Source organism: Rhabdothermincola salaria (assembly GCF_021246445.1).
Classification (GTDB): domain Bacteria; phylum Actinomycetota; class Acidimicrobiia; order Acidimicrobiales; family Acidimicrobilacustridaceae; genus Rhabdothermincola_A; species Rhabdothermincola_A salaria.
Window position 1 is genome coordinate 497,683 of the sequence record NZ_JAJQXW010000001.1, and the last position, 22,372, is coordinate 520,054.

Consider the following 22,372-nt stretch of genomic DNA (forward strand, 5'->3'; position numbering starts at 1 on the left):
CGGCATCGTCAACGGGTGGTCGTCGACGGGTCGGGCAGGTCGAACACCTGCCCCACCATCACCAGGTCGGGATCGGAGGGCACCACCAGCCGATCGCGGTTGGTCTCGACGAGGGCGGTGAGATAGGTCGCCACCTCCTGGTCGGCCGGTGGACGAGCGAGGTGGTCGGTGAGGACGGCCGTGGCCACGTGCCAGAGGTGTTCGCCGGGTTGGATCCGCCACGTGGCCTGGGGGTCCGTCGGCCGCGCGGGGGTCGCCTCGGGGTCTGCCGGGGTCGGGGCGGGTTCGGCGGGGGCTGGGTCCGTGGACGGCAGGTCGGACCCGATGCCGGGTGGGATGTCGTCGAGGGCCATCACCACGGCTCGCTCGGTGGGGCCCGTGGCGGACGGGCCTGTGGTGGCGGGGCCCGTGGCGGACGGGCCTGTGGTGGAGGGGGTCGCGGCGACGGCCGTGTCGGCCACGGGCCGGTCGGGGAGCACCATCACCGTGGCGACCTGGCGAGCGGGCTCGCCCGTGGCGGCGGCCGCCGCGCCCGGGGCGAGGGTGGCGGTGGCCAGGGCCACGCCGGCGGCGGTGTGCACCAGGCGTCGCACCGCCGGCAGGCAGAGGCGATCGACGAAACCCACCAGCCGGCGTCGTCGCCGCAGCGGGCTGCGGTGCACGACGAGGCCGAGGACGCCGGTGGCGGCGGTCCAGGTGATGAGGCCCAGGCCGACGAGGCGCACCACGGCGAACGCGGCGACGATCGGGTCGGTGGTGGTGAGCCACTGGACGAAGCCCTGGTGGTCGTAGGTGTCGGGACCGGGCAGGGCGTGCCCCGTCCACCACAGCACGCCGGCCACCACGGCGAGGACGGCTGCGCCGAGCACCAACGTGCGGGTCGGCCGGGTCGGCGCGGGTGCGCTCGCGGCGGCGGAACCGGCAGGAGGATGGATCGTACTCATCGCCAGGCCTCCGGACCGAAGGCGGTGGTGGTCCCCTGGGCGTCGCTCACGACCAGTGGCGTGCAGCCGGCGGTGTCGGGTTCCCCTGCCTGCAGGGCCACGCCGCCGGCGACGCTGGTGCCCGGTTCGGTGGCGTGGGGGACCCCCGGTTCGGGCCACGACCAGAACACGAAGAGGGCGCCGGTCTCGGGGCGCAGCACGGCGGGCACCTCGCGACCTGTGCAGTGCCAGTCGCCCACGGCCACCACGTCGCCGGGACCGCCCACTGCATAGCGGCGGCCGCCGTGCTCGACGACCGTGGCCTCCCCCTCGGGCGGGGTCGTCTCGGTGGTGGTGCTCGCGTCCGGTGCCGGCTGCGGCCCGCGACTCGCGGCCTCGGTGTGGTCGGTGGCGGGGGCGTCCGATCGGGCGGGGTCGGCGCTGGTGACGGTGGTGGGCGCTGGTGGGTCCGCCACCGACGGGGCCGGCGCCGTGGCCGAGGAGGTGCCACCCAGCCAGGCCGACACACCGAAGAAGGCGGCGAGCGACATGGCGGCGACGCCTCCGACCGCGGCGACGGGCCCGACCGGGAGTGGCCGCCGTGCGGGGTCGTCGTCCGGCCGTAGTCGGGCGATGTCGCCGAAGAGGCGGTCGGAGGGGTGGACGGGGTCATCGGCCCGGGGCGAGTCGATGACCACTCTGGTCGCGCCGCCGAACTGGCCCGGGATGGGCTCCGAGGGCCGGGGGTCGGCGCCCTCGCGGCGGTCGGGGTCTCGACGAGTTCCTTGCGGCGGAGACCCGTCGTCTCGGTGGTGGTCGTTGTCGGCGACGAGGTCGACGCGGTCGGCGGGTGCGAGCCGTCCACGGTCGACGTCGCCGAGGAGACGGATGAGGGGATCGACGGCGCCGTCGGCGGTGCTCGTCGGGGCGGGCGCTTCCGTCGTCTCGTCGGGGCCGTCCGCCCCGCGGGTCGGACCGGACCCCCACGGGCGGCCGAGCGCAGCCTCGGGCACGGCCCGGCGAACGGCGTCGACGAACGCCTGCAGCCCTGGTCGGCAGGTGGGGTCGGGACCCGTGGCCTGGGCGGCCACTCCGAGCAGCGCCCGCCGCTGGGCCCGGGTGCGGCGGTCGTCGCGGCGGCGCCGACCGTCGGCCTCCGTCGCTCGAGTGGTCGAGGCGCCACCGCCGTCGGCGTCGAGCAGGTCGGCCAGGAGGCGGCCGAGCCCGGCGACGTCGTCGGAGGGGCGGACGGGATCTCGACCGTCGTCGCGTGCGTCGAGGCGCCGGGCGTCGCCGAAGCCGCAGAGGACCGGTCGACCGTAGGGGTCGAGCAGCACGTGGCTGGGATCGAGGCCGCCGTGGACCACCCCGAGGCCGTGCAGGTCCCGCACGGTCGCCGCCACCGCCACGACCAGCCCGGCCGCCCGGGCGGGGGTGAGCGGCCGGGCGAGGTCGGCCGTGGACCGGCTCCCGACCCACCGGGTGTGGACCTCCGGTTCGCCGTCGGCGTCCACCAGGCCGACGAGCTCCACCACGCCCGGGTGGTGAAGACCATCGAGGATCGCTGCTTCCCGCCGGCCCCGGTCGGGTTCGTCGGGTGGGGGCGACTTCGCCGCCACCAGTCGACCACCGTCGTCGTGCACCACTCGGACCCGATCTCCCATACCGGCAGTGTTGACCCCAGAACAACGGAAAAGCAATGAAAAACTCGAAAAGGTCTGAGGTGATCGAACACGCGAGGCGGAGCACGTTCCGGCACGTAGCCTGGGAGCGTCCGCGGCACAGGGAGTCGGCCCAGGGGTGAGCACGCACTACGAGGTGCTGGGCGTGGCGGCCACCGCCAGTCCCGAGGCCATTCGAGGCGCCTATGTGGCCATTGCCAAGGCCAACCACCCCGACCGGCGTGCGTCGGATGATCCGGCCCGCCGGGCCGCGGCCGACGCCACCATGAAGCGGGCCAACCAGGCGTGGTTCGTCCTGCGCGATCCCGGTCGCCGCTCCGAGTACGACCGCACGCTGTCCCGGCCGGCGACGGCCCCGTCGTCATCGACCGCGTCGGCGCGGCCATCGGGCGGGGTGGGGGGCGAGCGCATCGCGTCGGGGGTCGTCGTGCCCGCGGCCCATGCCGGCTTCTTCCGGTGGGTGCCCGTCGTCGTCGCCGTCGTGGTGCTGGGCGGGATCCTCGTCTTCAGCGCCTACGCCACGTCCCAGGACACCACCACCCCGACCGGTCCGACGACCACCGCGCCGACGTTCCCCGTGGGGTCGTGCGTCCTCGTGGCCGCGCTCGACACCGGCCCGCAGCCGGTGAAGGTGGCGTGCGGCACCGGCAACTCGGCTCGGGTGGACTCCATCGTGGCGACACCCCGGCCGTGCCCGCCCGACAGCGTGGGCCTCCCCCTCGACGACAACCGCACCACCCTGTGCCTGAAGAGCACCCGCTGACTCGGTGCGGTTCCTAGGCTGGACCCCGTGCTGCGTGCCACCGGACTCGATCATGTCGTGCTCAACGTCGCCGACGCCCGCCGGTCGCTCGCCTGGTGGCGAGATCTGCTGGGGGCCGAGGCGGTCCGTCTCGAGGAGTGGGAGGCGGGCGACGCGCCGTTCCTCTCCGTGCGCCTCGACGCCACGACGATCATCGACCTGTTCGAGACGGAACGAACGGGCGTGAACGCCGATCACCTCTGCGTGGTGGTCGAGGGGGGCGACCTCGCCGAGGTGGCGGCCTCGGGCACCTTCGACGTGCTCGGGGCGCCGGCCACCCTGTTCGGCGCGCAGGGTTGGGGCACGGGGCTGTACGTGCGCGACCCCGACGGCAACACCGTGGAGCTGCGCACCTACCCCTGACGCGATCGACGCCCCACGGGACGCCCGGCCCCGGTTGGGCGCCTCTCGTCGGCTGGGATAGGGTCATCGGCCCCGGGCGTATGGCTCAGTTGGCTAGAGCGCTGCCTTCACACGGCAGAGGTCACAGGTTCGAGTCCTGTTACGCCCACCCGGAAGCCCCGCCATCGGCGGGGCTTTCTACGCGTACGGGGCACTGTGCCGCGGACGTACCGCGAGCCCGTCGGGGCACACGGATCGCCGCCCGGCTCGACCGCCTCAGGACGGCGGCTCAGGTAAGTCGGGGGGTCACCGTCGGCCGAGCAGGGCGGACAGCTCGTCGCTGACGTCGCCGAGGGCGGTGATGCCGCCCTGGCGGTAGGCCACCCAGGACGGTCCTGGGTCGAGCGAGGCGTCGGCCGCGTCCTGCCAGGCCTCCAGGAGTGACTGCACCAGGGCGAGCAGCGACACGGTGTCGACCACTCCGTGGGTGCGGGCGGCGCGCTGGGCTTCGGCCAGCGCAGCCATCCGCCCCTCGGCGTGCTTGACCGTGGCGGCGCCGTCACGCCCGTCGATGCGGCAGAGGGGTGCCCCGCCGCTCGCGGCCGTGAGGTCGGCCTCGGCTCGGGCTCGAGCCTGCGCGAGCAGGTCCAGTGGGTCCTGCACGACTTCGACGCTATCGGGTCGCGAGGGGAGCACGCTCCTGCGCGCCGGGCGGGTGATGCTCGCCTCTCGGTCGCCTGGCGCGGCCGCAGGGTCGGCGGATCATCCTCGCTCTCGCACATGGTGCGATCGGCGTCGTTCCGGGGACTTCGTGCCCTGTGATCAACGCCGACAGGTGCAGACGATGCCAGCAGTGACCTCCCCTGCGACAGCCTCCCGTCGCCAGCGGATCCTGGCGGCAGCTGCAGCCCTGCTCGGTCTGCTCGCGCTCGTGGTGCTGGTGGCCGTGCCGGCTCGCCCGGCCGGCGCCCAAGAGGATGGTGGTCGGGATGGGGTCGATCGCTCCGAGGTGGTGGTCGAGGTCTTCTGGGGCGATGGGTGCCCGCACTGCGAGGCCCTCCTGCAGTTCCTCGACGAGCTCACCGGTCGCGTCGACGGGGTGACGGTGGTCGCACGAGAGGTCTGGTACGACCGGGCCGCCCAGCAGCTCATGGGGGAGCGGGCCCGGGCCATCGGTGTCCGCTCCGACGCGGTGCCGTTGACCATCGTGGGCGATCAGGCGTGGGTTGGCTACAGCGGACCGATCGGTGCCCAGATCGAGGCCGCCGTCCTCCGCCAGCGTGGGGGAGCTGCGCCGGCACCGAGCGGTGGCGACGCGGTGCCCGATGCCGGGGAGGCGACGGTCATCGACGTCCCGCTCGTGGGCGAGGTCGACGTGCAGGGTCGTTCGTTGCTGGTGGCCACCGCACTCATCGCCGTGGTCGACGGGTTGAACCCCTGCTCGCTGTGGGTCCTGACCATGCTGCTGGCTCTGGTGTTGCACACCGGTTCGCGCCGGCGAGTGGCCGCGATCGGCGGCACGTTCCTGTTCGTGACCACTCTCGTCTACGGCTTGTTCATCGTCGGGGTGTACGGGGCGATGTCGCTCGTCGGCTCGCTCGGCTGGATCCGGGCACTGGTCGCCGTGTTCGCCATCTGCTTCGGGCTGGTGAACGTCAAGGACTACCTGTGGTTCGGCGCCGGTCCATCGCTCACCATCGCTGATGAGCGAAAGCCACGCCTGTACCGGCGCGCCCGTTCCCTGGCCGGGGCCGATCTGGCCTTGCCGGCGGCGCTGGTCGCCGCGGCGGTGATGGCTGCCGGGGTGGCCCTGGTCGAGTTGCCGTGCACCGCCGGGTTCCCGGTGGTGTGGAGCGATCTGGTCGCCAACACGGGTGCGTCGGGAGCGACCTTCGGGGTGCTGTTGGCGGTCTACCTCGTCGTCTACCTGCTCGACGAGCTGGTGGTCTTCGGTGCGGCGGTGGTCACGATGCGGGTGACCAAGCTCCAGGAACGCCACGGGCGGGCCCTCAAGCTGGTCGGCGGGATGGTGATGATCGTGATCGGCTTCACCATCGTCACCGCCCCACAGGTCCTCGAGGAGCCCGTCGGGTCCCTGGTCGTCTTCCTCGTCGCTGCGGGACTGAGTGCGCTGGTGGTCCTGGTGGATCGAGTCGTCCGGCGGCGCCTCCCGGCGCGGTCGGAGTCGGGCCGCTGACTCCGGCAGCTCAGCCGGAGAGCCCGGAGAGGCCGTTGCCGAGGACCTTGGCGCCGAGCAGCAGCAACACCACGGTCATGATGGCGGCGTTGTGGTCGGTCATGAACCGACGCACGGAGCGGAGGCTCCGGGAGGCAGGGGCCGGGGCGACGAGGGAGAACACCACCGACCCGACCACGCTGAGCGAAGCGATGGCGACGAAGGCCGCCACCGCCAGCGCCTCACCATCGGCCTCGAGCCCGGCCTGGGCGATGGAGGCGGCGGCGGCCAGGGTGAGCACCAGGTTCTTGGGGTTGGCCGCCGAGAGGGCCAGGCCGAGCACCAACGCCCGGCCGGGGCCCATGGCGTCGATGCCGGCCATCCAGCCGGGCATCTCGGGGGTGCTGCCCGGCGCCGGTCGCTTGCGCCACTGGCGGCCCGCCATGGTGAACAGCGCGACGGCGAGGGCCATCTGCAGCCAGTTCACGCCGGTCGCGACGTCGGAGTCGGGGTCGCTGGCCCCTCCGGCGACGAGGACCACGAGCACGCTCACCACGCTGAGCCCGACCACCCAGCCCACCGCGAACGTCGGTCCTGCGGACCGGGCCCGGGGGCCGGCCAGCACCATCACCACCGCCACGACCGGGAAGGGACTGAGAGCGACCGCCATCGCCGTGGGTAGCAGATCGGCGATCGCGTCGACGGTCATCGTGGGGAGTCTGGCAGCGGCGTCGGGCCTGGTGGGTGAGCGCCCGCCCGATGCCCGACAACAGGCGGTCCGCGTGCCAGGATTCCCGCCGTGTTGAGCCTCTCCGATGCCGACATCGCCCGCATGCGGGGCCAGCTCTTCTTCGAGGGCGACGGAGCCGCCCACAAGCTGAGCCGCTACTGGTTGCTGTTGTTGTTGGCCGCGGTGATCGCGTCGGCGGGGGTGGTGGCGGACTCCACCGCCACCGTCATCGGCGCCATGATCGTGGCGCCGCTCATGGTGCCCATCCTCGGCACCCTGCTCGGGGTGGTCCTCGCCGATCGCGACAACCTCATCCGCTGCGTCGTGCTCGTGGTGGCCGGTTCGGCCGCGGTGGTCGGTGTCGGCTACCTGCTCGGGGTGCTGGTCGAGCCGATCGTGGCAGCCTCCACCAACGGCCAGGTGGCCGGTCGGGTGTCGCCTCGCCTGGTGGACCTGATCGCCGCCCTCGCGACCGGGGCGGTCGGGTCCGTCGCCCTCGCCCGGGAGGACATCTCCGACACGCTGCCCGGCGTCGCCATCTCCATCTCGCTCGTGCCGCCCCTGGCCGTGGTGGGCCTGACGCTGGAGTCGGGGGCGCCCGAAGAAGCGTTCGGGGCGCTGCTGTTGTTCCTCACCAACGTGAGCGCCATCCTCGGCAGTGGCCTGGCGGTCATGGCCGCCTACCGGGTGCACCGTCTGGTGGAGCCCCGACCCGAGGGGTCGGTCCGGACGCTCCGCCGGGGTCGGGCCACCGCGGCGATCATCGTGAGCCTCGTGGTCATCTCCATCCCTTTGGGGCTGACCTCGGCCCGGGTGACCGCCGACCGCAACACCGAGGCGACCGTCGACCAGGTGGTCGGCTCCTGGGCCGAAGCCGCCGGCTGGGACCTCGTGGGCATCACGACCACGTCCGAGGGAGTGTCCGTGAGGGTCACCGGCCAACTGCCCGAACCCGAGGTGGGGGACCTGCGCGCCGAGCTCGACACGGCCGGCCTGGCCGGCACGGAAGTGGAGCTCGAGCTCATCCCGGTGACCCGCCTCACCCTCTGAAGCCAGATCCCGGCCGGCGCCGGTTGGGTCGAAAGGCCCTGCGTCCGCGACGAGGCCGGCGGGTAGGGTCGAACCCGGAGTGCCGGGAAGTCTGGTCGGCTCGTATTCGTGGACCGCCGACGAAAGGCGACCGATGACCAGCACCGCACGCGAGGCCACGAGCCTGGCGGAGGTCGACGAGGCCGACCACCACGCCCTGGCCTCCCACGAGGTCATCCTCCTCCTCGAGACCGACGTCGATCGCGGCCTCGATACCGCCGAGGCCGAGCGTCGAGTCGGGCGCTACGGGCCGAACGAGCTCGACGCGGCGGCCACGGCCGGCCCCATCCGGCGTCTGCTGCGACAGTTCAACCACCCCCTGATCTACGTGCTGCTCGTGGCCGGGGTCGTCACCCTCGTGTTGGGCGAGTACATCGACTCCGGGGTGATCTTCGGGGTGGTCGTGGTGAACTCGATCGTCGGGTTCATCCAGGAGGCCAAGGCCGAGGCCGCCCTGGACGCTCTGCGGTCGATGGTGCGCACCGACTCGCGGGTGCGGCGCGACGGGTCCAAGCAGACGCTGCCGTCGGTCGACCTGGTACCGGGGGACGTGGTCTTCGTGGAAGCGGGGGACAAGGTCCCCGCCGACCTGCGCCTGGTGGAGGTGAGCGAGCTGCAGGTGGACGAGTCGGCCATGACCGGTGAGTCCGTCCCCGTGCAGAAGGACGAGGTCGCGCTCGACCCGACCACTCCGGTGGCGGATCGTCGGAACATGGTCTACTCGGGCACCCTGGTCACCGCTGGTACCGGGGTGGGTGTGATCGTGGCCACCGGCGCGCGCACCGAGCTGGGCGAGATCCATCGTCTGGTGGGCACGGCCGACCGGCTGGCCACCCCGTTGACCAAGAAGCTGACGTGGTTCTCCAAGGTGCTCACGGCGGCGATCCTGGGTCTGGCCCTGGTGACGTTCCTGATCGGGTTGGCACGGGGCGAGAGCGGTGTGGACATGTTCACCGCTGCCGTCGCCCTGGCCGTGGGATCGATCCCCGAGGGGCTCCCGGCCGTCGTGACCATCACCTTGGCCATCGGCGTGAACCGGATGGCTCGCCGGCAAGCCGTGATCCGTCGCATGCCGGCGGTGGAGACGCTGGGCAGCACGACGGTGGTGTGCTCGGACAAGACCGGCACCCTGACCGAGAACCAGATGACCGTCCGAGTCATCTGGACCGCGGACACCCGCTACGAGGTGACCGGCTCGGGCTACCAGCCCGAAGGGATCATCCGGGTGCTGCCGGAGGGCGTTGGCTCCGCCGACGGAGAGGGTGGTCCCGACCGCGGTGGGGTGGACCTCGACGAAGAGGGGGCGCTGCACTGGACCCTGACCGTCGGCGTCGCGTGCAACGACGCCCGCCTCAACCGAGAGGGGGAGACCTGGACCGTGGTGGGGGACCCCACCGAAGCGGCCCTCCTGGTGGCGGGAGCCAAGGCGAACATCGACCGCAAGGAGCTGAGTCGCGCGCTGCCTCGACGCGGCGGGATCCCGTTCAGTTCCGATCGCAAGTACATGGTCACCGTCCACGAGGACGGGCAGGAGCAGCGGCGGGTGGCCGTGAAAGGCGCGGTGGAGCGGGTTGTCGAGCTGTGCCGCCAGGAGCTCCTCGCCGACGGGTCGACCCGGCCGGTCGACCCCGACCGCGTCCACGAGGCGGCCGAGGAGCTGGCGGCCGAGGGCCTGCGGGTGCTGGCCACCGCCACCGGCCACATCGATCCCGACGTGGCCCCCGATGTCGAGAACATGCGGGGGCAGCTGGTCTTCACCGGGCTGCAAGCCATGCTCGACCCGCCCCGTCAGGCGGCCATCGACGCCGTCGGCGCCTGCCAACTGGCCGGTATCGACGTGAAGATGATCACTGGCGACCACGCCACCACCGCGACGGCCATCGCCGAGCAGCTCGGCATCCTCGGTGAACGCGACGACGGCGACGTGCTGACCGGCCCCGACCTGGCCGAGCTCAACCCCGAGGAGTTCCCGGGCGCCGTGGAGCGGGCGTCGGTCTTCGCTCGGGTGTCGCCCGAGCAGAAGCTCCGCCTCGTCGAAGGGCTGCAGTCTCGGGGGCACGTGGTGGCCATGACCGGCGACGGGGTGAACGACGCCCCCGCCCTCCAGCAGGCCGACATCGGCGTGGCCATGGGTCGGGGAGGGACCGAGGTCGCCAAGGAAGCGTCGGACATGGTCCTCACCGACGACGACTTCGCCACGATCGAGGCGGCCATCGAAGAGGGCCGGGGGGTGTGGGACAACCTCAAGAAGTACATCGTGTGGACCGTGCCGACGAACATGGGCGAAGGCCTCGTCATCCTGTCCGCCATCGTGCTCGGGCTGGCCCTGCCGATCCTCCCGGTGCAGATCCTCTGGATCAACATGACGACGGCCCTGGCCCTCGGCCTCATGTTGTCGTTCGAGCCCAAGGAGCACGGCATCATGCGCCGGCCGCCGCGCGACCCGTCCGAACCGCTCTTCAGCGGGACCCTGGTCGCCCGGATCTTCATGGTGGCCGGTCTGCTGGTCGGCGGCGCGTGGTGGATCTTCGAGTGGGAGCAGGGCAACGGCGCGCCGATCGAGGAGGCCCGAACGGCCGCCGTCAACATGTTCATCGCCATCAAGATCGCGTACCTGCTCAGCTGCCGTTCGCTCACCCAACCAATGCGCGAGATCGGGTTCTTCTCCAACCACTGGCTGCTGTTCGGGATCGCGGTCCAGGTGGCCGGCCAGATGGCCATCACCTATCTGCCGTTCATGAACACGGTGTTCGGCACGGCGCCGCTCAGCCTCGGCGCGTGGGGTCTCATCGTCCTCGGAGGGGCGGTGGCGCAGGCGGTCGTGACGACGGACAAGACCGTCCGACGTCGTCTCGCCGAACGGGCGGCCGCCTCGACCTGACGGGGAGCCGTCTCGGCTCGGTCCGCCTGGCGGCGAGGGCTACGGTTGCGCTCGGCCTGCGTCGGTGCGGCCCCCCGAGACCCGAGGAACACGATGAACAAGGCGACGTTGCGCACGCTCAGTGCGGCCGACCAGGACCTGTTGCGCGAGACCGAACCGGCTCGGCTCCGGGAGCTCGACGAGGACGACCTGCTGGCGTTGCACGCCCGGATCCGTCGGGCCCGCAACAAGTACGCCAAGAACTACCGCCGCCAAGCGGCGTCGCGCGTCACCGCCGACAAGAGTCGGGCGGTGGCCAGCAAGGCCAACCAGCGCACGTCGGCCAAGGCCGAGGTCTACGAGGACGCCCTGGCCCGGGTGAGCCGTCACCTGGCCAAGGCCGCCCGTCAGAGCGCCGAGGCCCTGAAGTCCGAGCGTCTGGCCGCCGCACGCGGCCAGAAGGGCAAGGGCAAGGGCGCGTCGGCCAGCAAGGGCAAGGGGCGAGCCAAGGCCTCGTCGGCCAAGAAGGGCGACGCCAAGGACAACAAGAAGTCCCGCACCCCGATCTCGAAGCGGTCCTCGGCCTCGGCGCGTTCCACCACCCGCCGGGCTCAGGCGAAGCGGGCCGCCAAGTGACGGGCCCGATGCCCGCCGCCGGCATCGGCGAGAACCTCTACCTGGCCGAGAACGCCTCCACCCTCAGCTACACCGTCGACCTCACCATCGGTGGCGACTCGTGGTCCTACGCCGAGACCACCATGCTGCGCATGCGCGAGTTCGACGAACCCTTCCCCCACACCGACCACAACACCTTGCACCGCGTCGCCTGACGCGCCCCTGGAGCTGCTCCCATGATCCGATCCCTCTCACGCGCCGCGCTGGCGGCCTCAACGATGGTGGCCGCCCTGGTCCTGGTCGCCGCGCCGGCGAGCGCCCATCCCGGCCACTCCAGTGGTGACGTCGGCGACGACGTCCGCCATCTGGTTTTCGGTGTCGACCACACGATCGTGGCGGTCACCCTCGCCGTGACCGTCGTCGCGCTCGTGGCCCTCGGTGTGCTCTCGTGGTTGGCCTCGGTCGGGCGCTCGCCTGTGAAGGTGCCGAAGGGCTTCGCGACCGGCGTGGCCCGCACCGGGTTCGGGCTGGGAGCTCTGGCCGCTGGTGCCGGGTTGCTCGCCGTTTCCTGAGTCGCCTCACTACGACGTCGGCGGAGCCTGCAGCATCGGGGTGAAGCGGTGCGGTGGCACCGCCGGTGACCACAGGAAGCCCTGGGCCAGCTCACAGTCGAGCCCGAGCAGGGTGGCGCGCTGCTGCTCGGTCTCGACCCCTTCGGCGACGACCTCGATGCCGAGCAGCCGGGCCACTCCGCAGATGGCCCCCACCAGGGCGACGTCGTCGTCGTTGGGGAGGTCGACCACGAAGGACCGGTCGATCTTGAGCTCGTCGATCTCGAGGCGCTTGAGGTAGGCCAGCGACGAGTAGCCCGTGCCGAAGTCGTCGATGGCGACGCGGACCCCCATGGCTCGCAGGGCCTGGAGGGTGGCGGTGCTGGGTGTCGAGCACCTCCACCATCGTGCTCTCGGTGACCTCCAGGACGAGCTGGGTGGGGTCCAGCCCGCTCTCGGCGAGCGCATCGGTGACCACGCCGACCAGGTCGGGGTCGGCCAGCTGCCGGGCCGAGATGTTCACCGACACCGACAGGGCCCGCTCGTCGTCCGGCCAGGCCGCGGCGTCGTGGCAGGCCTGGCGCAGGATGGCACGGTCGATGGCGCCGATGAGGGCGATCTCCTCGGCGAGGGCGATGAAGTCGTTGGGTCCGACCGTGCCGATACCCGGACGTTCCCAGCGGGCGAGGGCCTCGGCTCCCACCACCGTGCCGTCCTGGATGCGGACCCGAGGCTGGTAGTGGGGGACGATCTCTCCTCGGTCGAGGCCCTGACGCAGGGCGATCTCGGTCTCGAGGCGTCGGCGCGCCCGACCTCGGTCGGCCTGGTCGAACCAGGCGGTGTGGCTGGGGCCGTGGTCCCCGGCCGGGCCGAGGGCGCCGATGGCGTCGGACAGCAAGGCGTCGGCCTCGGTGCCGAGACGGGACGTGGCCACCCCGACCGAGATCGACGGGCGCAGGACGTGGTGGTCGACGGCGACGTCGCTGATGGTGGCCCGCAGGGCGGCGATCCGCTCTTCGACGGTGGTGCGCTCGGCGAGACCGGGGCACAGCACGGCGAAGCGGCCGTCGGTCAGGCGACCCACGAACTCGTCGGACGTGACGGCGTTCTCGAGGCAGCGGGCCACGTGCACGACGAGGGCGCCGCTGGCGTCGTGGCCGAGCGACTGGTCGACGCGGGCCAGCTCGTCGATCTCCATGGTCAGGACGGTGACCCGGCCGTCGAGGCCCTCACGCAGCGCCCGGCGAAGCCCCTCGACCACCGCGGTGCGGCTGGGCAGGCCGGTGAGGGGGTCGGTGAGGTCGGCCTCGATGTCGGCCTCGCGGCGGCGGGCCTGCTCCATGATGCTGGCGGCGATGTTGCGCACCTCGTGGACCAGGTCGGTGTCGAGGTCCTCGGGGGGTCGGTCGTCGCGGCCCATGACGAGGGCGACCACGTCGTCGCCACTGCTGGTGCGGCTTCGCGCCGCCGCCACCCAGCCTCGACTCGCGGGGCCGTGGTCGGCCGCGTCGACGGGTGGCGGCTGGAAGGGGAGGTGGGTGGCCAGGTTCCCGGAGGTCATGGCCCGGTCCAGCCAGGGCAGCGACGCCAGCGGGACATCGTGGATCATGGCGCGCACCTCGGGAGGCAGGCCCGGGTCGGCGCGGACCCGCAGCCGGCCGTCGTGCACCGAGAGCAGGACGACCCGGCGGGCTCCGAGTCGCTCCTCGGCCAGTCGGGCGAGGTCCACCAGGACGTCGTCGACGTCGACGCCGGCGACGGCCCGGGCCAGCAACCGGTCGACGCCCTGGCGGAACCGGGCGGCGCGGCGAGCCGACGAGATGTCGCGGATCACGATCTGGAGGTGCTGGCGGCCCTGCAGTTGCACGACGGTGACGCGGGCACCCACTTCGAGGGTGGCGCCGTCGTCGGCCAGGACGCGGTAGGTGTGGCGCACGACGCGGTCTGGTCGGCTCCGCACCGAGTCACGGTGCTGTTGGGAGCGGCCCAGGTCGTGGGGGTGCACCACGTCGGCGACGCGTCGGCCCACCACCGGCCGCTCGCGGGCCCGCAGCAGGAGCTCGGTCGCCTGGTTGGCGTAGACGACGACGCCCGCATCGACGAGCACGACGGCCTCGTCGAGGTTCTCGAGCAGGCTGCGGTAGCGGGCCCCGAGCTCGCTGCGCTCCTGTTCGGCCTCGACCCAGTCGGTGACGTCGAGGAGGAGCCCCTCGAGCAGGCCCTCGATCGCCGCCCGCCCTCCCTGCTCCCAGACCCAGCGCACCGCGCCGTCGGCCCGGCGGATCCGGTAGCGCAGGTCGTAGGGCTTCTCCGCGTCGACGGCGATGCTCACCTCGCGGTGCACCATGGCCAGGTCGTCGGGGTGGATGAAGGCGCTGAAGTCTCGCCCCACGAGGTCGTCGGGCGAGAGGCCCAGGAGGGCCCGGACCTCGCCCCACACGTGGCGCACGGTGAAGTCGGCGTCGTGATCGCACAGGTAGGCGATCCCGGGCAGATGGGCGAGCACCGCGTCGGCCGCGCCCTCACCGAGGGTGGTCGCATCCTCGGGATCCGGGGCTCTCCCCGCTGAAGTGGTCACGTGGTGTGGTGGCTCCCGACTGGTGGGGTGAGCCGTCGATCGCACCAGATTAGTGCGGGGCCCTCCGTCGGTGGGGATGTCCAGCCGACGGCGGGCCGTGCTCACCGGAGGAGACCAGGGGCACGCAGAGTGAGCCCTGGTCGTCGGAGGGCGGAGGGCCGTGCTGTCGGCGGGGCCGGAGCCGGTGCGAGACTTCGGGCATGTCCCGTCCGGTGAGCCGTCGCCAGCTCCTCGGCGCGGCGGGTGCCGCCGCCGGGGGCTTCGTGGTGGGCGGCGTCGTGGGGCCCCTGGCGGCGGGCGGCACCGGGGCCGACGACGATCCTGCGCCGCGGGCCGACGCCACGGCGGTCGCCTTCCACGGCGCCCACCAGGCCGGTGTGGCCACCGCCCCCCAGGCCCACGTCGTGCTGGCCGGCGTCGACATCGCCGGTTCTGCGGCTGAGTTGGCCGCAGTGCTCGACACCTGGTCGGTGGCCGCCGCCCGGCTCACGGCGGGGGCCCAGGTGGGGGAGCGGTCGCCGAGCTCGCGGCTGCCCCCTGTCGACACGGGTGAGGCCGACGACCGTCCGCCGTCGCGGCTGACCGTCACCGTGGCGGTCGGGGCGTCGGCGTTCGACCGGTCGGATCGCTTCGGGCTGGCCGCCCGGCGGCCACCGGGCCTCGTCGAGCTGCCTGCGGTGGCGGGCGACGACCTCGATCCGCGCTTCTCCGGGGGTGACCTCTGCCTCCAGGTCGGTGCCGACGACCTCCAGGTGGCGTTGCACGCCGTGCGCAACCTGGTGCGGGTGGCCGAGGGGCGCGCCAGCGTGCGCTGGTCCCACGTGGGCACCGGGCCGCCGCCGGGGGCGGCACCGGTGGTCGGCGACGGCGCGTCGTCTCATCGCAACCTGCTGGGGTTCCGGGAGGGTACGGCCAACCCTCGCCCCGGCCGCCCCCGCTTCGACGACGCGGTCTGGGTGGCCGAGGGTGACGACCCGTCCTGGATGGTGGGTGGCACCTATCTGGCGCTTCGCCGCGTCGACCTCGACCTCGGCGCGTGGGAGGAGCTGACCCTCCTCGACCGGGAGCGGGTGATCGGACGGCACCGCCGCTCGGGGGCCCCGCTCGGCGATGTCGCCGAGGACGCCCCTCTCGAGCTGGAGGCGGAGGGGCCCGACGGGCGCCCCGTCACCGATCCCCGTTCGCACGTGGCCGTCGCCCACCGGGCGTCGCAGGGCCGACGACCGCTGTTTCGTCGCAGCTACAACGTGGTGGAGGGCATCCCGCAGGCCGAGGGGGCCGGCGCCGGTGGTCTGTTGTTCCTGGCCTTCTGCCGTGACCCGGCCGAGCAGTTCACCCCCGTGCTCGAGGCGCTCGCTGCCGGCGACCTGCTGGGCACCTACCAGCGCACCGTCGCGTCCGGTGTGTTCGCCGTGCTCCCCGGCCTGCGGCCCGGCGACTCCTGGTCCCAGCACCTGTTCGGCTGAGCGGTGTCGGGGTCCGGCCGGGCTGACGCTCCGCCGGCCACGCGCTGTCCGCTGTCCGCCGTATGCGTCGTGCGTCGTGCGTCGTGCGCGTCTCGCCTCGGCGGGCCCGCCCGCGGTCGTCCGGCCGGTTCCGACCCATCGTCGGTTGTGAATGTGACAGTGTCACAGGCGACACCTGACGACCCTCTTGGAGAGACCCGTGCCGCCCATCCCCGTCGACGAGTACCCCCTGCACCAGGCCCCGCTGTCCCTGGCCTACCCGGCGTCGAGCGACCGCAACTTCTACGACCGCTGCTACATCAACGCCCACGATCGCACCGGCGAGGTCTTCCTCATCACCGGGCTCGGCGTCTACCCGAACCTCGGCGTCATCGACGCCTTCGCCTGCATCCGTCGCGGCGACCAGCAACACGTCATCCGCATGTCCGACGCCCTCGGTGACGACCGCATGGACCAGTCGGTCGGTCCGTACCGCATCGAGGTCCTCGACCCCCTCAAGGAGCTGCGGGTGGTGTGCGAGGGCGACGACCACGGCCTCTCGCTCGACCTGCACTGGCGGGGCTCGTACCCGGCGGTCGACGAGTCACCCCACGTGATGCGGGGGCCGAGCGGCAAGATCATCCTCGACGCCCAGCGCTTCGCCCAGGTGGGCACCTGGGAGGGGTTCATCCGGGTCGACGGCGAGGAGCTCACCGTCTCTCCCGACCAGTGGGTCGGCACCCGTGACCGCTCCTGGGGGATCCGCCCCGTCGGCGAGGCCGAGCCCGCCGGACGGGCCGCCGCCGAGCCCGATCCCAACTACGGGTTCTGGTGGCTCTACTGCCCGATCCGGATGGAGGACCACGCCCTGGTCTTCATCTTCCAGGAGACCGCCGAGGGCCACCGCTTCCTCAACGACGCCCTGCGGGTGTGGCCCGAAGAGAGCGGCCGGGGGGTCGAGACCCTCGGCTTCCCCAAGGTCGACATCCAGTACCGCTCCGGCACCCGCATCCCCACGGGCGCCACCATCACCGCCACCGAGCCCGACGGCACGCCGTTGGTGGTCGAGATCGAGAGCAAGGGCTACGTGGCCCTCGCCGCCGGTTGCGGCTACGGCTCGGATCCGCAGTGGACCCACGGCCTCTGGAAGGGCCGCGACTGGGTCGAGCGGGCCACCTACGACCTGAACGACCCGGCCAACGCCGCGGCCACCCAGTTCGGCATGCTCGACCACGTCGGCATCGCCCGCTGCAACGGCCAGGTCGGTGCCGGACTGTTCGAGCACGCCTCCATCGGCCGCCACGATCCCTCGGGGTTCACCGACTTCATGTCCGTCGCCCCCTGACGGGTCCCCCAACGACGCTGCGTGCCCCCAACGCTGGGTTGCCCCCACCGCTGGGTGCCCTCAACGCTGGGTGCCCTCAACGCTGGGTGCCCTCAACGCTGGGTGCCCTCAACGCTGGGTGCCCTCAACGCTGGATGCCCCCACCGGGTTCTTGCATGGTTTCGACGTGCTCCGGCACGCCGAAACCATGCAACTACGGCAAGTAGACGGTTCTTGCATGGTCTGGGCGTGCCCTGGCACGCCGAAACCATGCAACTACGGGAAGCGGGATGTCAGGCGATCTCGACGAGGTCGAGCATCTCGGCGCTGAAGTAGTCGAGCTGGCCCTCGGGCATCATCAGGCAGCGGTCGGGGGCCAGGTGGCGCACGAACTCGGCGTCGTGGCTGACCACGATCATGGTGCCCGGCCACGACGCCAGGGCCTGGCCGATGGCGGCGCGGCTCATGGGGTCGAGGTTGTTGGTGGGCTCGTCGAGGAGCAGCAGGTTGTGGCGCCCCGCCACCAGCTGGGCCAGTGCCAGCTTGGTCTTCTCGCCGCCCGACAACGTGGCCGCGTCCTGGAAGGCCTTGTCGCCCGACAGGCCGAACATGCCGATGAGGGCGCGCAGCATCTCGTCGCCGAGGCCGGCCTGGTCGCGCATGTGGTCGAGGAGTGAGCGTCCTCCCGTGATGCCCTCGTGCTCCTGGGCGTAGTAGCCGGGCTCGACCCGCAGTCCCAGCTCCACGTCACCGAGGTCGGGTTCGAGCTGCCCGGCGAGCACCTTGAGCAGGGTGGTCTTGCCGGCGCCGTTGAGGCCCATGATGAGGAGCCGCTCGCCTCGACCGACGTCGAAGCTGACGTCGGAGAACACGTCGAGGGCCCCGAAGCTCTTCCACACCTCTCGGGCGGTGATCACGGTGCGTCCGCACGACGGGGGTTCCGGGAAGCGCAGGTCGAGCGACCGTCGGGCGGACGGCCCGTCCACCCGGTGCTCCTCGATGCGGGCCACCCGGCGGTCGAGGTTCTTGGCCACTCGGGCCCGCTTGGCCGTCTGGCCGCGCATCTTGTCGGCCTGGGCCGAGAGGCGCCGGATCTCGGACTGCTGCTGTTCGGCCACCTTGGCCAGGCGCTCCTCGTCGGCGGCTCGGGACTTGAGGTACTGGGAGTAGGTGCCCTTGTACTCGACGATCTCGCCGACGGCCTCCTCTTCCTCTCGGTCGAGGTGCACGACGCGGGTGATGGCCTCGTCGAGCAGGTCGAGGTCGTGGCTGATGACCAACAGACCGCCGCGGTAGCCCCGGAGGAACCGCAGGAGCCAGTCGCGCGCGTCGGCGTCGAGGTGGTTGGTGGGTTCGTCGAGCAGCAACAGGTCGGAGCCGGCGAAGAGGATGCGGGCCAGCTCGAGGCGCCGGCGCTCGCCTCCGGAGAGGGCGCCCAGGGTGAGCTCGAGGCGGTCGGCAGCCAGGCCGAGGCCGTCGACGAAGCGGCGGGCCTCGGCTTCGGCGCTGTAGCCGCCGTCGTTCTCGAAGCGCTCCTGGGCGTCGGTGAACCGGATGATGTTGCGCTCGCTGGCGTCTTCCTCCATGGCGATGCGCAGCTTCTCGAGGCGCTCGGCGGCGGCGTCGAGGCCTCGGCCCGACAGGACGTGGGCCAGGCAGTTGGTGTCGTCGGGGACCGGCTCCTGGCGGGGGTCCTGGGAGAGGTAGCCGGTGGCCCCCTCGCGTCGGGCGGTTCCCGCCTTGGGGGGCACCGCCCCGCCGAGGACCTTGAACAGCGTGGTCTTACCGGCGCCGTTGCGGCCGACCAGGCCGACCTTGTCGCCGGCGCGCACCTGGAACGTGACGCCGTCGACGATGGTCTTGCCACCGATCTCGACCACCAGGTCCCGTACGTTCAACACCCTCCAAGGATGCCAGCTGGGGTCTCCGGTCCCGACATGCGCCGTTCAGTGGCGCGATATTCACTCACCGTGGTAGATCTGAGGGCGGTTCGCGCTCGATGTGGTCACCCGACGAATTTCCGCGCGAAGTGCTTCAGTTGACCGGAACGCGGGCCGAGAACACGGCATCCGAAAATGGTCCGAACGGACCATTCGCGCATCAGCCAGGGAGCACCACATGGAGCCGACGCAGGAGGTGACCACCAAGCCTGCCTCGGCGCGCCTGTCGGTCGCCGTGCTCGTCGTGGGCACCACCTGGGTCGTCCTGCACGCCGTGGGCTGGCTCGATCCCGAGGCCAAGATCACCTTCGGCCTGCTGGGGCTCACCACCGCGGTGGCCACCGCCGTCGGCGTCTACCGCTGGAAGCCGGAGCCCCGGTGGCCCTGGCTCACCCTCCTGGCCGCCCAGATCCTGGCGCTCGTCGGTGGTGGGGTCCGGGCCCTGCTCGACACGCTCGGCGACCTGAGCCCCGACCGGTCGCTCGTGCCCGACCTGTTGGCCCTTCCCGCCTACATCCTCCTGGCCGTCAGCCTGGCCGGCCTGGCCCGCTCCGCCCTGCGCAGCCGCGACGCCAACCTCGACGCCGTCCTCGACGCCGTCATCGCCTCGTTGGCCCTGCTCACCCTGGCCTGGGTGTACCTGGTCACCCCGGCCCTGGCCCAGGCCGACGCCCCGCTGTCGGTGCGCCTGGTGCTGGCGGCCTACCCGCCGGCGTCGATGTTCGTGGTGGCCATGGCCGCCCGCATGCTCTTCACGTCGGCCCGCAAGCCCCCGGTGGCCTTCCGGCTCGTCATGGCCTGCATGGTCGGGCTGCTCGTCGGCGACGTGCTCTACATGCTCGCCGACACCCGCCTGGCCGAGATCCCCACCACGATCCTCGATGTGCCCTACGCCATGGCCTACGTCGCCTTGGCCGCCGCGGTGCTGCACCCCTCGATCCGTCGGGTGTCCGAGCCGGTGAGCGCCGCCGACGACACCCCCCGCATCGGCCGCCTGGTCTTCGTGGCCGCCGCCCTCTCCATCCCGGTCATCGTGTTGCTGGTGCCGGCCGAGACCCTCGAGACCACCAGCGAGCGGGTCGTCGTGGGCGCCATCGTGTTGTTGCTCACCGGCGCCGCGTCCTGGCGGATGTTCCGGGCGCTGCGCCAGCAGGCCCGGGCCCAGGATCGCCTGGTGCACCAGGCCACCCACGACGTCCTCACCGGGCTGGGCAACCGCCTGTTCGTGGTCGAGCACCTGACCAAGGCCCTCGACGACGACCGGCGCGGCTCCATCGCCGTGCTCGTCATCGACCTCGATCGCTTCAAGTTGGTCAACGACTCGATGGGTCACACCTTCGGTGACGAGCTGTTGTTGGCGGTGGCTCGCCGGCTCCTGGACAGCGTGCGCCCCGGCGACGTGGTCGCCCGCATCGGTGGTGACGAGTTCATGGTGGTGTTGCACGGGGTGCGTGACGAGTCCGCCGCTCGCGACGCGGCCGAGCGCACCCGCCTGAGCTTCAAGTACCCGTTGGCCGCCGGCGACGTGGAGATGACCGTGTCGGCCAGCGTCGGTGTGTCCTACGCCCCGCCCGGCTACCTGCCCGAGGCGGGGGCCGAGTCGCTCCTGCGCGACGCCGACACCGCCATGTCACGGGCCAAGGACGCCGGCCGCGACACCGTCTCGGTGTTCGACACCTCCATGCGCGAGCGGGTGGCCGAGCGCCTCACCCTCGAGCGCGAGCTGCGCCACGCGCTCGAGCGCGGCGAGCTCGAGGTCTACTACCAGCCCAAGTTGCGCCTCTCGGACATGCGGGTGGTCGGCATGGAGGCCCTCCTGCGCTGGAACCACCCCGAGCGGGGCACGGTGCGTCCGGACCTGTTCATCCCCATCGCCGAGGACACCGGGATGATCGACGAGATCGGCCTGTGGGTACTCGATCAGGCCTGTGGCCACCTGGCCCGCCAGCGGGCCGGGCTGCGCCAGCCCGAGCTGCTCACCGTCAGCGTGAACCTGTCGGTGCGCCAGCTGCGCGACGACTCCCTGGTCGACAACGTGGCCCGCACCCTGCTGCGCCACGGGCTGCCCGGCAACGCCCTGTGCCTCGAGCTCACCGAGTCGATGTTCATGGAGAACCTCGATGGCATCCGCCGTCATCTCGAAGCGGTGCGGGCCTGCGGCGTGAAGATCTCCATCGACGACTTCGGCACCGGCTACTCGTCGCTGGCCTATCTGCGCAGCCTGGCCGTCGACGAGGTCAAGATCGACCGGGCCTTCGTGAGCGATCTGGACCCCCAGAGCGGTTCGGGCACCAGCGTGGTGGCCGCCGTGGTGGCGATCGCCAGCTCGATGGGCATCGCCACGGTGGCCGAGGGCATCGAGACCGAGGAGCAGGCCGACGTGCTGCGCGAGCTCGGCTGCACCGAGGGTCAGGGCTTCCTCTACTCCCGTCCGCTGCCCGCCGGTGAGGCGGTGGCGGTGATGGAGGAGATCGGCCTGGCGGCCGGCACCCGCCTCCGGGTGGTGCCGCACTCGGCCTGACGGTCCCGGCGCGGGTGGCGCGCCGGAGGGGGCTCAGCTGGCGGCGCGCACCCGACCGCTGTCGGCTTCCCACTCGGGGGCCGACACACCGGCTTCGAGGCCACGGCCGAGCCACAGCATCTCGTAGAGGTCGGGGTCGGTGAAGGCCAGCCGGGGTCCGAACTCCTGCATGTCGCAGTAGCAGGCGATGCTCGACGGCGACCCGAGGTAGCCCTTGGGCTCGAGCCCGGCGAAGGTCTGCCAGGCCCGGCCGCACACGGCCTGGATGAGGTCGAGGGCCACCAGGTCGAACACGGCGAGGCCGAGCTCCACCCCGCTCTTGGCGGCCAGGGTGATGACGCCTTGCACCAGGGCCAGGCTGATGAGGCCGTTGGTGGACGACTTGCGGTACTCGGGCATCACCGCGATGGTCGCCACGTCCCAGATGGTGCTGGGGTCGACGTCGAGGCCCGAGCGGGCCAGCACGGCGTCGATGTCCTCGCCCCAGATGCGCTCGAGGTCGTTGAGGCTCTTGAAGCCGGCGGGGGAGTCGACGATGAGGCGGACCACGCCGGCGGGCAGCCGGCGGGGGTGGTCGAGGACGACGAGGAAGACCGACCCGGGCTCGTACTCGTCGTACTCCTCGCGCAGGAACTCCTCGGTCTCGCCGAAGAACTCGCCGAACACGGCTCGCTCGACGTGGCGACCGAGTTCGGAGCGGGGGTCCGACGCGGGGATGACGTAGAGGCCGAAGGGGGTGGCGCTGCGCCCTTCCTCTCGCATCACCGCCGAGGCCAGCTCCTGGAGGTCCACCG

At 72.1% G+C, this 22,372-nt stretch carries 18 protein-coding genes, 1 tRNA gene and 1 pseudogene; 12 read left to right on the plus strand and 8 right to left on the minus strand.

The genetic code is table 11. From position 1 onward, the window contains the following. Window positions 1-8 precede the first annotated feature (8 nt). The gene (locus LUW87_RS02370) at window positions 9-944 is read right to left on the minus strand and encodes a LysM peptidoglycan-binding domain-containing protein (protein WP_232669473.1); all 936 of its coding nucleotides are present in this window, start codon (window positions 942-944) and stop codon (window positions 9-11) included. Continuing rightward, on the minus strand, window positions 941-2,587 hold the full coding sequence (locus LUW87_RS02375; protein ID WP_232669474.1) for a serine/threonine-protein kinase: 1,647 nt from the start codon (window positions 2,585-2,587) through the stop codon (window positions 941-943). Before LUW87_RS02375 ends, LUW87_RS02370 begins: the two co-directional genes overlap by 4 nt. A gap of 136 nt (window positions 2,588-2,723) precedes the next feature. Here LUW87_RS02375 and LUW87_RS02380 point away from each other — a divergent pair, with 136 nt between their 5' ends. From LUW87_RS02380 to LUW87_RS02390, 3 genes are all read left to right on the plus strand, one after another. Continuing rightward, window positions 2,724-3,368 (plus strand): J domain-containing protein, encoded by a 645-nt coding sequence (locus tag LUW87_RS02380; RefSeq protein ID WP_232669475.1) that lies wholly within the window; start codon window positions 2,724-2,726, stop codon window positions 3,366-3,368. A 27-nt stretch (window positions 3,369-3,395) separates the two neighbouring features. Beyond that, window positions 3,396-3,770 (plus strand): VOC family protein, encoded by a 375-nt coding sequence (locus tag LUW87_RS02385; RefSeq protein WP_232669476.1) that lies wholly within the window; start codon window positions 3,396-3,398, stop codon window positions 3,768-3,770. 74 nt (window positions 3,771-3,844) lie between these two features. Then, a tRNA-Val gene (locus tag LUW87_RS02390) sits at window positions 3,845-3,918 on the plus strand. A 137-nt stretch (window positions 3,919-4,055) separates the two neighbouring features. On the opposite strand, the gene LUW87_RS02395 is transcribed toward LUW87_RS02390, so the two are convergent. Continuing rightward, a complete protein-coding gene (locus tag LUW87_RS02395) occupies window positions 4,056-4,412 on the minus strand; it encodes a hypothetical protein (RefSeq protein ID WP_232669477.1) in 357 nt (118 codons plus the stop codon). 181 nt (window positions 4,413-4,593) lie between these two features. Between LUW87_RS02395 and LUW87_RS02400 the strand changes: the two genes are divergently transcribed. After that, complete coding sequence (locus LUW87_RS02400; RefSeq protein ID WP_232669478.1) at window positions 4,594-5,946, plus strand: hypothetical protein; 1,353 nt, start codon at window positions 4,594-4,596, stop codon at window positions 5,944-5,946. A gap of 10 nt (window positions 5,947-5,956) precedes the next feature. Here the strand turns inward: LUW87_RS02400 and LUW87_RS02405 are convergent, their stop codons facing one another. Then, on the minus strand, window positions 5,957-6,634 hold the full coding sequence (locus LUW87_RS02405) for a GAP family protein (protein WP_232669479.1): 678 nt from the start codon (window positions 6,632-6,634) through the stop codon (window positions 5,957-5,959). A 90-nt stretch (window positions 6,635-6,724) separates the two neighbouring features. Here LUW87_RS02405 and LUW87_RS02410 point away from each other — a divergent pair, with 90 nt between their 5' ends. From LUW87_RS02410 to LUW87_RS02435, 5 genes are all read left to right on the plus strand, one after another. Beyond that, window positions 6,725-7,705 (plus strand): DUF389 domain-containing protein, encoded by a 981-nt coding sequence (locus LUW87_RS02410; RefSeq protein WP_232669480.1) that lies wholly within the window; start codon window positions 6,725-6,727, stop codon window positions 7,703-7,705. 133 nt (window positions 7,706-7,838) lie between these two features. Continuing rightward, entirely contained in the window at window positions 7,839-10,625 is a 2,787-nt protein-coding gene (locus tag LUW87_RS02415; protein WP_283250857.1) for a cation-transporting P-type ATPase, read from the plus strand. Between the two features lie 93 nt (window positions 10,626-10,718). Continuing rightward, window positions 10,719-11,240 carry a hypothetical protein gene (locus LUW87_RS02425; protein ID WP_232669481.1) on the plus strand — a complete coding sequence of 174 codons (522 nt, stop codon included), beginning with the start codon at window positions 10,719-10,721 and terminating at the stop codon, window positions 11,238-11,240. 8 nt (window positions 11,241-11,248) lie between these two features. After that, complete coding sequence (locus tag LUW87_RS02430) at window positions 11,249-11,434, plus strand: hypothetical protein (RefSeq protein WP_232669482.1); 186 nt, start codon at window positions 11,249-11,251, stop codon at window positions 11,432-11,434. A 21-nt stretch (window positions 11,435-11,455) separates the two neighbouring features. Further along, window positions 11,456-11,791 (plus strand): hypothetical protein, encoded by a 336-nt coding sequence (locus LUW87_RS02435; RefSeq protein ID WP_232669483.1) that lies wholly within the window; start codon window positions 11,456-11,458, stop codon window positions 11,789-11,791. A 9-nt stretch (window positions 11,792-11,800) separates the two neighbouring features. On the opposite strand, the gene LUW87_RS19410 is transcribed toward LUW87_RS02435, so the two are convergent. Both LUW87_RS19410 and LUW87_RS02440 read right to left on the minus strand, forming a co-directional pair. Then, entirely contained in the window at window positions 11,801-12,238 is a 438-nt protein-coding gene (locus tag LUW87_RS19410) for an EAL domain-containing protein (RefSeq protein WP_430300450.1), read from the minus strand. Next, window positions 12,180-14,453: pseudogene (locus LUW87_RS02440) on the minus strand (sensor domain-containing protein); the annotation flags it as partial. The pseudogene LUW87_RS02440 and the gene LUW87_RS19410, both read right to left, overlap by 59 nt. A gap of 95 nt (window positions 14,454-14,548) precedes the next feature. On the opposite strand from LUW87_RS02440, the gene LUW87_RS02445 reads away from it, so the two are divergent. Both LUW87_RS02445 and LUW87_RS02450 read left to right on the plus strand, forming a co-directional pair. Then, window positions 14,549-15,814 (plus strand): Dyp-type peroxidase, encoded by a 1,266-nt coding sequence (locus tag LUW87_RS02445; protein ID WP_232669485.1) that lies wholly within the window; start codon window positions 14,549-14,551, stop codon window positions 15,812-15,814. 199 nt (window positions 15,815-16,013) lie between these two features. After that, the gene (locus tag LUW87_RS02450; RefSeq protein ID WP_232669486.1) at window positions 16,014-17,138 is read left to right on the plus strand and encodes an Rv3169 family protein; all 1,125 of its coding nucleotides are present in this window, start codon (window positions 16,014-16,016) and stop codon (window positions 17,136-17,138) included. A gap of 272 nt (window positions 17,139-17,410) precedes the next feature. On the opposite strand, the gene LUW87_RS02455 is transcribed toward LUW87_RS02450, so the two are convergent. Then, window positions 17,411-19,018, minus strand: coding sequence for an ABC-F family ATP-binding cassette domain-containing protein (locus tag LUW87_RS02455; RefSeq protein ID WP_232669487.1), 1,608 nt, complete (start codon window positions 19,016-19,018; stop codon window positions 17,411-17,413). Between the two features lie 217 nt (window positions 19,019-19,235). Between LUW87_RS02455 and LUW87_RS02460 the strand changes: the two genes are divergently transcribed. Further along, entirely contained in the window at window positions 19,236-21,578 is a 2,343-nt protein-coding gene (locus LUW87_RS02460) for a putative bifunctional diguanylate cyclase/phosphodiesterase (protein ID WP_232669488.1), read from the plus strand. 33 nt (window positions 21,579-21,611) lie between these two features. Here LUW87_RS02460 and LUW87_RS02465 read toward each other — a convergent pair whose 3' ends face one another. After that, window positions 21,612-22,370 carry a hypothetical protein gene (locus LUW87_RS02465; protein ID WP_232669489.1) on the minus strand — a complete coding sequence of 253 codons (759 nt, stop codon included), beginning with the start codon at window positions 22,368-22,370 and terminating at the stop codon, window positions 21,612-21,614. Between the last annotated feature and the right edge of the window lie 2 nt (window positions 22,371-22,372).